Consider the following 14,258-nt stretch of genomic DNA (forward strand, 5'->3'; position numbering starts at 1 on the left):
ATCCCGGACGTTATGGCTCGCATTTCGATCGATCTGCATCAATGCTTTCGCGACGGACGGAAGATCGACGCGGCGCTCGAGGGGGCGATCGACGATGCCTGCGCCAAGCACATCGCGACGGTTGAGATCATTCACGGCAAGGGCAGCGGCCAGTTGAAGAAGCGCGTTCTGCGGTTTCTGCAACGGCCCGATATCCGCGCGCGGTACCACCGCGTTGAAAAGGACTCCCGGAATCACGGGCGTCTGTTCGTTCATTTTCGCCACTGAGACGGGCTTGCTCCCCGAGCCGTCCGGCGGGTTCGACGCGGTGGCTGGCCGCAACACGCAACATGACCGTAATACAGCCCAGGCGATCGCAATCCGGGAAAAGCGTGCCGGCATCGGCTACATTATTTGTGTGGAAATAGTCTGGTCCGACTGCACCATCGTAGCCGTTCGACCCTCCCGCCCTGCTACTTCTCTCGAATCCCCGTCAGACGAGCAAGGCAGGATCGTACGACGGGAGTCCACGCCATGAGTCCGTCGACATCGCACCCCCTGAAAGCCGCAAACGCACCGGCGATCCCCGCCCGTTGGGCAGGCCTGCTGCTCAGTGTGCTGCTCCTGCTTCTGTTCCTTGTGCTGCCTGCGGCCGTTGCCACGGTCGACCACGGTACGAGGCTGCAGCAGGCGATCCACGAGGTCGTGGAAAAAGGCGACGCCGCCGACGAGGAGTACAAGGCGATCGTGTTTCGCCACAACCAGGAGATCAACCGCCTGGCTTTGCGCGGAAGACCGGTGATCGATGGAGCGGCACCGCTCACCGACGCGCAGTATCAGATCCTGCAGGAGGTGTTCCGGACAAGGAATCGTGAACTCGCGGAAGGCGTGCTGGCCGAGTTGGGTTTCGAGGGCAAGTTCCAGGAAGCACCGAAACGGAGGGACGCCCCCGGAGAACAGCAAGAGCGGCACAACCCCGGAACCGATACCGACATCATCATCAGGAGGCTGGACGGCGGGCCCATCACGCTCGCCGACGTGCGCGAACTCGATCAACGGTATCAACGGCGAGTCGACGAGTATTTGCAGAACAAGGATCCGGATGGGGCTGCGCTGCAGCTCAGACCAGTGGATACCAACACGGATTTCATGCCGCACCCCGACCACACGGACGACTTTGTCGAGATCTCGACAATGATCAACAAGCGGGGGGGCACGGCCTATATCCGGGACGACGCGGCGCGCGTCGAGGACCGCAGGCGCGAAGCAAACGGCGTGACGTTCGAGGTTGTCGAGGCTGGCGAATACGTCCGTGAAATGCACGACCAGGTTCGGCGAGCCATGGACGACGCCCGCTCGCGGTACGGGAGGGTTGACCAACTAGAGGCGGATGTGGCGACGCTAGAGAAGTCGATCGATGCGTTGGAGCGACAGATTGCCAGCGCGCAGTCGGCGGACGAGAGACAGAGATACGCCGCCGAGCGCGATCAAAAACTCGGCGAACTCGGCCGAATCAACGCCAGGATCGAGGAACTCGAGACCGATATCCAGCTGTTTCATTCCATGGCCGGGAAATACCTGGATCGCATGGTGGATATGTGTCAACGGCTGGCCCGCCAGCATCGGATCGAGTGCGAGCTCCGCCTTGAGGGGCGCCAGAGAAAACTGCTGGAGCAACTGTCGAAGGTGCGCGGTCCGGAAACCCGCGATCAGGCCGGAGCCATGAAGGAGTTGGCGGAGCCGATCCTGCAGCTACTGCTCGAGTCGTACGTCGACACGCTGGCGAAGCTGGTGCCCGAGTCGCCGGATCTGGCGATGGAAGCCTTTGCCGAGCTGGCGCTGATGTCCGACCTGCGGCGCGACCTGCACCCGCGCTTTGCGCAGATTTTCGACCAACGGATTGCCGGACTGGTCACCCCGCCGGTGATCGTGCAGCCGCACCCGTCCAGGGCCACTGGCGCGGAGCGGATTCGCGCCATGTGTTCCGAAACGCGCCGGCGCGGACTGACCCAAGACGAGGCCATGGCCCGGATGCGCAGCTATCTCCTGGACTGGGACACGCTGGACCCCCACACCATGGGCGATCAGGTTCCGCGGCTTGACGATTTCGTCCAGCAGGCGTCTGAGGAATGGAGCAACTGGCTCGAGGGAAGGGTCCGTCGCGGCATGCACCTGTTCCGGTACGGCAACTGGTACGCCCCGAACTGGTGGGGAGGAAGCGAGCTGAAGGACCGGGTTGGACCGTTGCCCCCGGTCGATTCGCTGGACGCGATCGCGATGCGCCACGATTTCGCCTATCAGATTGCCGAAGAGATGGAACAGGCATTCGCGAACCCCCGGCTGGGCCAGGAGTTGCGCGCGATGGCCGACATCATCGCGATGGAGGAAGCGCTGATGTTGCCCGGAGATCCACGCGACTGGCCACATCCGCCGCAGGACCCCGAAGACGCCCGCAAGATGCGGGCGCTGATGGTGTACGGATTCTCGGTGCTTGCGCCGATGCGCACCCACGGACTGAGCGCCTATTTCGAGTTGAAGAAGACGGAGGAAGACCTCTGGACCGCACTGACGAGTCCCGCGCTCAGTGCGGAGAGCATGGAGGCGACGATGCGCGCAATGGGGCTCGACCGGGTCGGTTACACGATCACTCCGGAGCAATTGAGCCAGATGGCGCAGAACCGGGCATTTCAGTGGTTCCTGCGGTACGGCAAGACGGAGGAAGACCTCTGGCAGGAAACCGAGGGCGCGCTCGCCCACCTCCTCGACGCATCCGGCGCCCGAATCCGGCGCAGTCAGCCGGCAATGCCCGACGAAGAACCGGGATCCGCCGTTTTCAGCCTTTCCGGACAATGGGAATCCCATAATCCGGGGTGGCTGCCGCCGTTCGATCCGTCACCGAACCGGCCAATCGAAGCCGGCCCGATCGCACTCGAAGCCGGGCGCTACAAGGCGCACCTGCTGTTCGCTCCCGATATCCGGCACTCGATGACCGCCGGAAACTACAACACCGGGATGTCCGTTCAGCAGTTCGTCCGGGGGCACAGCCTGAGCGGAACGGGCCGCTCGCTGGTGGGGCTTTCGGCCTCGGCCGGCAACCGGCCACAAGGCGAGATCGAACGCGAATTCGTCGTCGACCGGCCGAGTCAGGCCCGGGTGCGCTTTGGCGTGGCGGCGAGTCACGGCCATGCCGGTGGGTACGTCGAACACGAACAGAGTTTCACCGGGACGATCATCTATCTGGGTCCGATTCCGGAGGAAGTGGCCGAACCGTGTTCGCCCCTGATGCCTGGCGACACACTGCGCGCGGGACGGTCCGATGTCACCCTCGCTCTGGCCAACGGCGCGGTGATGCGCGTTCCAGCCAACAGCGAGGTGCGCATGGAAACGAACGATGAAGGCAGGTTGCGTGTCGTGGTCGTCAACGCCGGAAGCGGCGGCACCTTCCGGACCGAAGGCGAGGACTTCGACGAATTCGAAGTCGAGGATCCGTCGGGACAGGTAATACGCGTGCGCCCGCTCGGCACGACCTTCACCGTGACCGCGACCGGGATCGAGGTTCTCGAAGGGTCGGTGGAGGTTCTGTCCGGCCCCGGCCTTAGGGTGATCCGCAAAGGCCAGCGCATCGGCTGGGAGGACGACCGCGCCGTGGCAGTGGATGCACCGGATGAACGCGCGACACTGTCGTCGGACGGTATCCCGTTGCAGCTCGATTTCTGGCAACCGCGACCCGAGCCGTTCGGCGCCAAGCCCGGCCCGTTCGAGCCGACCGCCGAAGAATCCGGTTGGCTATGGGCCGACCCGCCGGCCCGCTGGTATCGATCCTTTGGCAACCACGCGCCCCGTGCCGAAGTGGAGGTCGACCCCGAGGGTTCCGCCCGGGTCACGGTGCCCGCAGGCAGTTCCCTGGACGACCGGCGCAATACCGCGCCGCGTCTGTTGCACAAGATCACCGGCGATTTCGATCTCGAAGCCGAGGTCAGCGTACAAGGGCCGCCGCATGCCGGAATCGAATGGATCGTGCGGGCGCCGGGGAGCCATGCGGGTACGCTGGCCGGACAGTTCCCGGGCACCGGCGCCGATGGGCCGGGACAGCACTATCTGCAGCTGGGAGCGAGTGTGGTTCTGGCGCGGGACGCGAGCCTCCGCGTCGCCGCGCTGAACGAGCCCAATCGCGATCTCTGGCCGTCTCCGGACGACGACATCGTGCGCATCCGGCTTTCGCGGCGGGGATCGGTCTGGACAGCCGCATGGCGCAGCGCGGATGAACGCTGGAACGTGCACCGCCTCGAACAGGCTCCGCAGGTTCCGGAGACGTTCTGGGCCGGCTGGGCCTTCATTAACCCGGCCCGTACCGCATCGGCGCAGTTCACGCTGCGCAACGTGCGCCTGCACACCGTGCCCTGGTATGCCCTGCCGCGTCCCGAATGGCAGAGCTTTGCCGTTGGCGGACGGATCGAGACCGCTGCCGATACCGCCGTCCTGTCGGTGGACGCGGGATTGTCCGGATCGGCCAGGGCATTGCACGGCCAGGTGCTGGAAGGCGATTTCGATGTATCGGTGCATTTCGACGCCAGGGAGTTGAACCGTGAGCCCGGTCAGGTGCTGCGCTGGACGCTGGGCGCCGTCACGCTCGACGAACAGGGGGTATCGGTGGGCTACGAATGGTCGGACCGCGGGGCGAGCTACGGGGTCATTCGGGAAACGCGGCCCGGCTATCGCGCGGCAACCGCGATGCACCGCGACCCGCTGGTGGTCGAGGAACGCAAGGGGCGGCTGCGCCTGGTGCGCAGAGGCGATGTGATTCATGCGTACTACTGGCGCAACGGCCCGCTCGGGCGTTACCGCGAAATCTCCTACCGCGACCAGGATCGTGGCGGCTTCGAGGGGCCGATGCATCTGCGCGTGGCGCTGGATAACGGCGATCGATTGCCGGATGCGGGGTCGGCAACCGTTGCGTTCACGGTGGTCGAACCCGAAACCTCGATTGGCGAAGCCCTGGTCCGGGAGATCCACGAGCACTGGGTGCTGGATGCGGATCAGACCATTGCCGGGTCGGTGATTCATACGGCGGGCAGAATCAACCTCAACGGTCACCGGCTCGTGATCGAGGGGCTATACCAGCAGGCGGGTGGCGACCTGCGGGTCAATGGTGGTGAACTGCACGTTCATGGCGATTATCGCATCGAGGGCCTTCCGGAAGGTTCCGACGACGGGCCTGAAGCCAGCAGTGGCACCCTGACCATGACTTCAGACCAGGATCGTGTATTCGTCGCCGGCGATTTCGTGACCCGCTCGACGCGTGCCCACCACAACAATCTGCGCGATGGTGTACTCGAAGTCCGCGGCGATTTCGTACAGGACGGGGATCCCAACAGCTTCGACGCGCGACTCCGGCACCGCGTGGTCCTGTCCGGCGACTCGCGGCAGGACGTCGTGTTCGCCAATCCCGACCGGTCGGGTTTCCAGCAACTGACGGTGACGCATGACCAGGTTTACGTATCGAGCCCGCTTCGCGGCTGGCAACTCGACAGCGATGTGGTGCTGAATACCGACGATGACCAACTGTTTCCGGGATTCACCCGCAATCTGAACCTGAACGGCCAGACGCTCGAACTGCGAAGCGGGCTCCTCCAGCAGCATCGGGCCCGGATCAACCTGGCCGGAGGACAGCTCATCGTTCGCGGCGACCTGATCCAGGCATCCGGAGATTGCCGGGTTAACGGCGGTGAACTGCGCGTTCATGGCGATTATCGCATCGAGGGGCTCCCGGAAGGTTCGGGCGACGGGCCTGAAGTCAGCGATGCTGCCCTGCTCATGAATTCAGACCAGGATCGGGTATTCGTCGCCGGCGATTTCGTGACCCGCTCGACGCGTGCCCACCACAACAATCTGCGCGCTGGCGTACTCGAAGTCCGCGGCGATTTCGTGCAGGCCGGGGATCCAAACAGCTTCGACGCGCGCAATCAGCATCGCGTGGTCCTGTCCGGCGACTCGCGGCAGGACGTCGTGTTCGCCAATCCCGACCGGTCGGGTTTCCAGCAACTAACGGTGGCGCATGACCAGGTTTACGTTTCGAGTCCGCTTCGCGGCTGGCAACTCGACGGCGATGTGGTCCTGAACACCGACGATGATCGATGGTTTCCGGGATTCACGCAGACTCTGAACCTGAACGCCCAGACGCTCGAACTGCGAAGCGGGCTCCTCCAGCAGCATCGGGCCAGGATCAACCTGGCTGGCGGGCGGCTCATCGTTCGCGGCGACCTGATCCAGCCCGCGGCGGAGATCTCGGTCAACGGCGGCATGCTGTGGATCGATGGCGACTACCGCATCGAACCGCTCGCCGAAGAGGGGCAACCCGACACGGATTCCAGCGACGGAACGCTGCGCATGAATCGGGGGGACGATCTCGTGCGCATCGGCGGCCGTTTCGTGACCCGTTCGGCACATGCCCACCACAACAATCTGATCGATGGTGTACTCGAAGTCCGGGGCGATGTCGTGCAGGCCGGGCATCCCAACAGCTTCGACGCGCGACTCCGGCACAAAGTCGTGCTGGCCGGCTCCAGGCCTCAGGCCCTGCGCTTCGAAAGCCCGGCGGCCTCCGGCTTTCAAACGCTGATTCTCGATCGGAAAGCCGCGGCAACTGGCACCGTGCCATCGGATATCCGCGTTCGAAAACTCGTCCAGGCACCGGTCGAAACCGACCCGCTGCGCGTACCGGTTGGCGGACGCACCACGCTCGCAGACCCCTGGGACGCTCCCGACGTCGGCTGGACCGCAGAATCAAGGGACCCGGAAATCGCGACCGTCGATGACGCCGGGGAGGTCACCGGCAAGGCATCCGGATGGACCGCGGTGAAACTGGTGAAGGCCGACGAACCGGACGTGTTCCGGTATCGCTGGGTGGAGGTGATCACTGTACCCGACACGGAACCTGCCGCCCCAGAACTCCCGGTGCCCGACCAGGCGGACCCGACCGAGGAGCCCGAGCGCGTCACCGTACGGGTGCTGCGTGCCTGGGGTCAGCTGCCGCCACGCTTTGATCGGCTGGCGCTGAACCTTCGGACTCACGACATCGACCTGTGGAGCCTGGATCTGACCGACATCCGGCGACTCGCAGCCGAAGCGAAGGCGGCCGAAAAACCGTGGGCGGATTTCGCACCCGAGCTGGAAGCGCTGGCCGAACATATGCACGACCTTGCGGGAACCGACTGGCGGTAAGGCAAGAACACCGCGCTGCCCGGTTGTCGCTGCGCACCGGGTTTCGCGTTTCCGCTGGGAATCCAGTCACCGTACGTGGGGCACGCAGCCGGGATGCCGTAACCTCCAGAAAGCGTGCAACAACGGCATGGGCGGGCGCAATCCGCCGGATCCGCAGGCGCCACATGCTCCGCGATACGGATTGTAATCGCCTGACCTGCTCCTATCCCTTTGTCTTCGATCCTTGTGCAGGGGTTTCCCACCGCTGTTGCAGTTGCTGGGCGATGTCCCGCGCCTCGGCTTCGCGTCCGGCCGGGATGGGGACGTTCAGGCGGACGCCGACCCGATGCATGGACACGGTCTTCGGGTTGGACACCTGGAGGTCCGAGTAGACGATCTCGAGATGCGGTCGGGCGCCGCCGACCGCCTGGATCGACTCGAACCGGCTCGTCCAGCCGCTCCAGAAATGCGTTTGGCCTCCGAGGTAGAGCAGATCCTCGCCGATGTGCGCCTCGTAAGGCCCGCGCTCCAGTCTGCGCCGGGTCAACCGGGGCATCACGATGGCCACGAAGGTCAGCAGCGCGACCAGGCCGGCGGCACTCGCGACCATGACGCCGGCCGCCTCGCGGTCGATGAACACGACCAGGATTACCGTAACCACCACGATGGTTCCGCCCAGGAACCACAGATTGGCGCGGGCCAGCTGGCGCTGCTCGCCGTATTGGGCGCGCACATGGTCGCGCCACTCCTCGGGCGAATAGGTCCAGTGCGCAAGGCGTTCCTCGCCACGCAGCAGCCGCTGCAGGCGGCGGAACTGGCCGATGTACAGCGGACTCACGAGCACCGCGGACAGCAGCAGCACGATCCCGAGCAGGCTCGACATCATCGGCAGGCCGATGTCGCCCCCCCAGATGCCGTAGACATGCGGCACCAGCAGCAGTGCAATCCCGACGACCGCCATCATCAGGATCGACGCGAGCACGGTACCCGCGGTGCTGTCGACCGCGTGCGCCGTCGCCGGGCGCAAACGGCCGCGCTGCACCCTCCATGCGGCGACCGCCCCAATCGCCAGCAGCATGAGCGGCCACTGGCTACGCAGGGGATAGCGCTGGTCCGCAGGAACCCCGGCCCTGCCGAAGTCCCAGGGCGGCCAGCGCTGCAGCGTGAGAAAATGGACCTCGTGGCCATCGCGCAGCATCAGGTAGCCCGGCAGCGACTCCACCTCGCGGGGCCAGTTCGGGATCCACTGCGCGGGCTGCAGAAAGATCCGGTCGCGATCGGCCAGCTCGCCGACAACGGCCGACCATTGCTCCCGATCGTCGCCGGTGTCGGCCTCGATCCATCGCTCGCCCGCGTGGTTTTCCATGTACAGCGGCAATGGCACCGACGGCTGCCGCCGCTGCAGCAGATCCCGGGCCGCCGCCATTGCGCCGATGCGGTGCGCGGGGGGCGTATAGCTGCGCTCGTACTGCTGCGCCCAGTCGGTGACCTCGATTCCGACCAGTGCCGGCTCGGGATACCACCACGCCAGCAGGGCGCCGAGGACCAGCACCGGGAGCAGCAACCGTGCGAGCAGGTTTTTCATGGTGGCACCGCTACGGGGTGATTTCGTCCCATGTCGCCCCTCCGTCGCTGGACAGGAATACCCTGTCGCGAGCGCCGGCGACGACGTGTCCGGCCGCATTGGCGGCAAAGCGTTCCAGCGGAATCGGTGCGGCGTGCACGGCCAGCACCGAGAGCCCTTCCGAGGTATGGCGCAGCCGTGCCAGCCTGCCTTCAGGCGTCAGCGCGAGCCAGTCGCCGCCGTCCACCGGGACGAAGCCGTGGAAGCGCTCGTCGGGTCTGGCCTTGGGTCCCGTCCAGTCCGGCTCGCCCGGATGGAGGGCCCAGTACTCGCTGTGGCCCGGCCGGCCGCGGTCGACCCAGATCGCGCCGTCGGCGGCGATCTGCGGCGGTCCGGCCGCCATGTCCCGCAAGGGAGCCACCTGCCAGCCCGTCAGGCCGGCGTCGGCGATGCCGATCGCGTTCCGGCCCCAGGCCAGCAGCCGCCGATCGGGCAGCAGGCCGATGCCGTTCACCGGCTCATCGCCCGGGGTCTGGCCGAGCTTGAACAGGGGTTCCCAGGAAGACCCACTGCGCCGGTAAATGCGGTAATCGGAAGGACGGTAATCCTCCTGCCGGTAGCTGGCCCGAGGCGCGGTGAATGCGGAATGACCATGGTCGTTGGCCACGGCCAGCAGGTCGCCGTTCGGGGCGACCCCCAGGGTACGCACGCCAGTACCGGGTGGCCCGGGAAGCCCGTCCGCCGCGTCCCGCCAGTGCCCGCCCTGATCCCGGGACCGGTACAGCCCCCGGTCCCAGGCGCCCAGGTACAACGCTCCCGAGGGTGCGAAGGTCATTGCGATCCGTTCCGCTGCGTCGTCCACGGCGGGCGGCGCGGCGACGACGGTCCAGTCGCCGGCAGAGGGTAGCGGGTCCGGAACAACGTGCGCCCCTGCAGGATCACGATCGTGCCCTCGTCGTCCACGGCCACCGCGCGGGTCGCGAAGCCGTCACGGAACGCGACACGGCGCCATTGCGCATCGCTCAGTCGGTACAGCTCGCCCGCGTCGTCGGCCGCCCAGCCGAGCCCGGCGGGACCCAGTGCGACCGAGACGATCAACCCGTCGACCCCGGAGTCGCTAGACCAGTGGCTGCCCGCGTCCGTCGACCACCAGAGCCCCTGGCGGCGGGTGCCGAGCAGGATATGCCCATCGGATGCAACGGCGATCGCCGTGATGTCGGTTGCCGGGAGGTTTTCCAGCCGGGCCCATGCCTGCTGGCCCGGATCCAGCCGGTAGAGCCCGCCGCCGAAGGTCGCCGCGTAGAGGCTGGATTCCGGGGATTCCGCCAGGGCCAGCACCTGCCGGTTGTCCAGTCCTGCGTGCAGCGGTTCCCAGCGCTGCGAACCCGGTCCCAGACGATATACGCCCGTGCCGAATCCCGCGGCGATCAAGCTGCCGTCAGACTGCAGCAGTGCATCCTGCACCGGAATCGGCGGCAAGCCTTCGGTGGTCACGCGGCTGATCTCCCCGCGGTCGAGGCGATGCAGCCCCCGGCCCCAGAACTTGGCCACGCAGTGCGCAGCGCCGCAGCGGACCCAGGCCGCCGCGGCCGCTGCCACCGGGACCCAGTCACCACCGGGATCCTGGCGCAGCAGCCCGCCCCGGGTCGCCAGCCACAGCTGGCCGGTTCCGGTCTCGGTGGCGGCTGCCGGGCGTTCGGGAAGCTCGGCCTGCCAGCGCGGGCGCAGGTCTTCGGGGCACTCGCGAAAAAGCCCCTGTTCCTGCGTCAGCACCAGCAGACAGTCGTCGGAGGTAAGCAGTAGCTGCACGACACCGGCGCTGGCGATGCCGGCCGGGACGCAGACCAGGACCAGTGGCAGGCACCACAGTGCCCTGCGCCAGGACGACCATTCAATCGTCATCTGAATCGTTCCGGTTCGTGCGCCCTCTCGCTGTCTCCAGCGCTGCGACGACAGCCGGACTGACAGGTCTGCGGGCACCGCTCCACTGGCGACCGTTCGCTCGGCCGGGTGTGCTGGCGAAGGCCCGATCCGTCGATGTCCATTCTGCCTTGGACGGTCCGCCGGACGACGCCGTGGGGAAGGCATCGCGCGGCCTTCACGGACACCCGAGGATCTCGCCCGTGCTGTGGTCGCGCACCGTGATGCAGCGACCATCCCGGTTCCACAACGTCCATACGCCGACGCGCTGGCCCTCGGCATACGCGCCCTCTGCAGCCTTGTTTCCGTTCTCCGACCAGTAGTTCCAGGGGCCGTCTTTGCTCCCGTGCTGGAACGCGCCCTCGGATTCCCGGTTGCCGTTCTCGTACCCGTACACAGCCGGCCCGTGGCGGGTATTGCGTTCCCACTGTTCGCTGAGACGCAGATTTCCGTTGCCGAACCATTCCCGGTTGGAACCGTGCAGCCCCCCCTGGTCGTAGCGCTTGCCATAGGCGGCATCGTAGTGACGCTCGACGACCAGCAGCCCGGACGCGTTCCAGACGCGCAGAGCTCCGTGCGGGATGCCGTTCTGGAAGCCTCCCTCGCTGCGCCGGTTGCCGCTCTCGTCCCAGCGGGTATAGCTTCCGTGGTATTTTCCACCGACCCAGTGGTACTCGTCCCTCGGGTTGCCGTTCTCGTACCAGGACTTCTGCTGGCCATGGCGCTGTCCGTCGCGATAGCAGCTCTGCATGGCCAGCCGAGTCCGCGCCGCGTCGAACCAGTTCTGCTCCAGACCATGTTTCTCGCCACGGTCGTTGACATGGTATCGACCCGGCCGGAAGCTGTACTCGTCGGTCACCACGCGCAGACCAGAGTGATCGATCCCCGGGCAGCCGCTGGCGATGGGGTCGCCTTCCCGTGGTGTGGGCACCGCCTCGACACGCAGCGCGTTGGAACGGATCGGGATTCCGCCGACGTGGACGACGAGTTGAATTTGGTCGCCCGCGTTGACCTGCAGGCCGTGCAGGGTGCCCTGGAGGATTCCAGCATGGACCTCGAGGGCGTGCGCCGCCGGGCTCTGCAGGCGCCCGTTCAGGTACAGGTCGAACACTCGCTTGTCGCTTTCGGTTGCGTTGAACACCATTTTCTCGGTGTGGGCACCGTACGGGTGGTGGATCACCTCGCCGACCAGCCTGCGGTCCTCGGGATCGTAGTCGGCCAGGGTCACCTCCACCCGCGGCATGTACAGATCGAGCAGGCGCGCCGAGCCGAGGAACGCGATCGGCAGCAGCACGCGGGCCTGGCTCATCGCGCTCTCTGCGGTGGTTTCGAAGGTGCGGCGATCGTGCCAGCGACCGCGTAGGTAATCGACCAGAGTCGCCCGATCGGTACCTTCGCGCAGCAGGAGCACGCGCCGGGAACCCCTCGTCCCCACCGGGATGTCGGCGTAGTAGCCACCGGTATTCCCGTGCTGCTCCCAGGTCAGCTCCTCGAGCCGCGGCGAGGGGTAGACCCGACCGTTGGCCGGCAGGACTTCTTCACCGTTGCGGGTTCCAGTCACCGTATCTGCCGAGAAGAAGTTCCGGTTCACATAACTGGCGACGAGGTGGAACAGTTCCTCGGGCTCAGCCCGGCGGACCGAAGCGGCCAGGCGTGCATCGATGTCGTCGTCGATGAAGATACCGCCCATGTGCCCACGCGACAGGCCTTCGAATACCTGCATCACATGGGGTCCGAAGATCCGTTCCTCATAAGGGTCGCCGCGGAGGTTGAAGGCGGTGACGTACTCGGGTTGAGGATGCGCGTCGTCGCGGACATGGGCCGGCACGGTCATGTCCGCGAGCAGGTGCATCGTTTCCCCTAGAACGCGCCAGGCGAACGCGAACAGCTCCTCCTTGGTTTCGGGATCCCGTTCCCGGAAGGCGGCGCGCATCGCCTCCAGTCCCCTCGGCCACGCATAGCGGTTGTCCGGAGTATCTGGCGCGCGCGCGGTGCCGTCCAGCGCCCAGTGGCGTGCATCGATTCGGGGATTCTCGATCGCCACGCCGTCGCCCAGCCCGGCGGCAGCCTGGAACTTCGCATACAGGCGCGCCATTTCCGGCACGTCGGTCAGGTAGCGCTCACCCTCCGGTTTCGTGGGATCGTAGAAATGGCGCAGAGACTGAAACCAATGGGGAGCGTCGGCCGTACGGCCACCGTCCTTGATCCAATCGACGAGGTTCCGGGATGTCGGCCCGGTCACCATGTCGGAATGCCAGCGGCCGGCCTCGAACACCGTATAACCCTCCAGGCGCCGCAACAGCGGCCAGTCGTCCCGGCCCAGCACGTAGGCACTCATGTCGACCGGCCGGGTCTGGCGATGGGTTTCGCTCCACCAGATCCGGAACGCGCTCTCGTTGATCGCCGGATGCGCGGTGACGTCGTCGTAGGCGGATGCCGGAGGGACGATGCCCGGCGAGGCCAGGAGCAGCAGGACCGCAAGAAGCCACCGCCCGCGCCGCAACAGGAGCGCGCACGCCATGATCAGGCTGTGCCTCCGCACAGCATCGCGAGGGAAGCCAGTGCTCCTGCCTTCATACGCGCTGGCGCCGGTATCGGGGCCCATGCTGCCATGGCAGTCAAAGCGACGACCGCGCATCACACAGCATCCCGGGTGCCGGAAGGGGCTGGAAGCAGGACGGCGGGCCTCACAGATCCCAGAGCAACCACTGATCGCCCTCCCGAACCAGTCGCATCATCAGGACTGCGTCACCGATGGCGATATCGAACTCCGCGGCATCGCCCGAGGCTCGCACCAGATTCCGCTCCTGCAGCCAGCGGCCCAGGATCAGCATGTCCGCCTCGACGCCGGCCAGCTCTGCCCAGATCGCCTCGCGTCGGTCCGGATGGGTCAACCCAAGCAAGGCGTCCAGATCTTGGGCCAGCAACGCATCCTCGACGTGAGCGGCCACCCGGTCGATCGGAGCACGGATCTCCCCTGACAGGCGGTCGGCCACCGTCACTGCGCCCGGGCCAGCATCCACCTCCGCGGTGCTGGCGACAGCCGCGGCCTGCAGCATCCGCTTCAAAACATCCACCAGTGCCCCCAGGTCATCGCGGTACGGGGCCAGAACGCTCCCGGCCACCGCCGCGTCCTGCACCAAGCGGTTAAGCGCGGGGAGGTCGGCCCTGAGCAGGTCGATGTCCTGCGCGCGAAGCGCCAGAGCGAGCCCGGTAAACCGTTCGGGTAACAGGCCCCAGGCACGCAATGCGTGCACCGTCAGCGCATCGCGCCGGGCGAGCTCGAGGAGTTCCGCCGGAAGGTCGGAGGGGCCGAGGGACGGTGGGGCCGGCGACGTTTGCGCCTGCGCCGAAGCGAACGGGCTGGCCACGGCGATCAGGCCGATCACAGACACCAGGACCCGGAATGCCTTGAGTGGTCGGTACTCCACCGCGCCCCCCTGAACTCCCCCAGCGTCGACCACCGCGCTCGCCACGAAGGTTCCATCATCCGACAGTCCAGGACTATATCGGATCGTCGAGCGGCGCGCGACTTCGCCGCCGCCTGAACTCGATCGGCCTTCCAAGCCCCCGGACCACCCCCACCCTTGTCGCG

The 14,258-nt window shown here is 66.4% G+C and carries 7 protein-coding genes; 2 read left to right on the forward strand and 5 right to left on the reverse strand.

Going from position 1 to position 14,258, the window contains the following annotated elements:
* Window positions 1–12 precede the first annotated feature (12 nt).
* Complete coding sequence (locus TVNIR_RS11060; protein WP_015259111.1) at window positions 13–267, forward strand: Smr/MutS family protein; 255 nt, start codon at window positions 13–15, stop codon at window positions 265–267.
* Window positions 268–513: 246 nt separating this feature from the next.
* The gene (locus TVNIR_RS11065; protein WP_015259112.1) at window positions 514–7,200 is read left to right on the forward strand and encodes a FecR domain-containing protein; all 6,687 of its coding nucleotides are present in this window, start codon (window positions 514–516) and stop codon (window positions 7,198–7,200) included.
* Between the two features lie 202 nt (window positions 7,201–7,402).
* Here the strand turns inward: TVNIR_RS11065 and TVNIR_RS11070 are convergent, their stop codons facing one another.
* The 5 genes from TVNIR_RS11070 to TVNIR_RS11090 all read right to left on the reverse strand — a co-directional run bounded on the left by TVNIR_RS11070 (window position 7,403) and on the right by TVNIR_RS11090 (window position 14,229).
* On the reverse strand, window positions 7,403–8,764 hold the full coding sequence (locus TVNIR_RS11070; RefSeq protein WP_015259113.1) for a hypothetical protein: 1,362 nt from the start codon (window positions 8,762–8,764) through the stop codon (window positions 7,403–7,405).
* Between the two features lie 10 nt (window positions 8,765–8,774).
* Window positions 8,775–9,578, reverse strand: coding sequence for a hypothetical protein (locus tag TVNIR_RS11075; RefSeq protein ID WP_015259114.1), 804 nt, complete (start codon window positions 9,576–9,578; stop codon window positions 8,775–8,777).
* A complete protein-coding gene (locus TVNIR_RS11080; RefSeq protein ID WP_015259115.1) occupies window positions 9,575–10,645 on the reverse strand; it encodes a ligand-binding sensor domain-containing protein in 1,071 nt (356 codons plus the stop codon). The genes TVNIR_RS11075 and TVNIR_RS11080 overlap by 4 nt, the downstream gene beginning before the upstream one ends.
* Before the next feature lie 196 nt (window positions 10,646–10,841).
* Complete coding sequence (locus tag TVNIR_RS11085; RefSeq protein WP_015259117.1) at window positions 10,842–13,184, reverse strand: toxin-antitoxin system YwqK family antitoxin; 2,343 nt, start codon at window positions 13,182–13,184, stop codon at window positions 10,842–10,844.
* 166 nt (window positions 13,185–13,350) lie between these two features.
* Window positions 13,351–14,229, reverse strand: a complete 879-nt coding sequence (locus TVNIR_RS11090) for a hypothetical protein (RefSeq protein WP_157092265.1) — start codon at window positions 14,227–14,229, stop codon at window positions 13,351–13,353.
* Between the last annotated feature and the right edge of the window lie 29 nt (window positions 14,230–14,258).

It is taken from the genome of Thioalkalivibrio nitratireducens DSM 14787, assembly GCF_000321415.2.
Lineage (GTDB): Bacteria > Pseudomonadota > Gammaproteobacteria > Ectothiorhodospirales > Ectothiorhodospiraceae > Thioalkalivibrio > Thioalkalivibrio nitratireducens.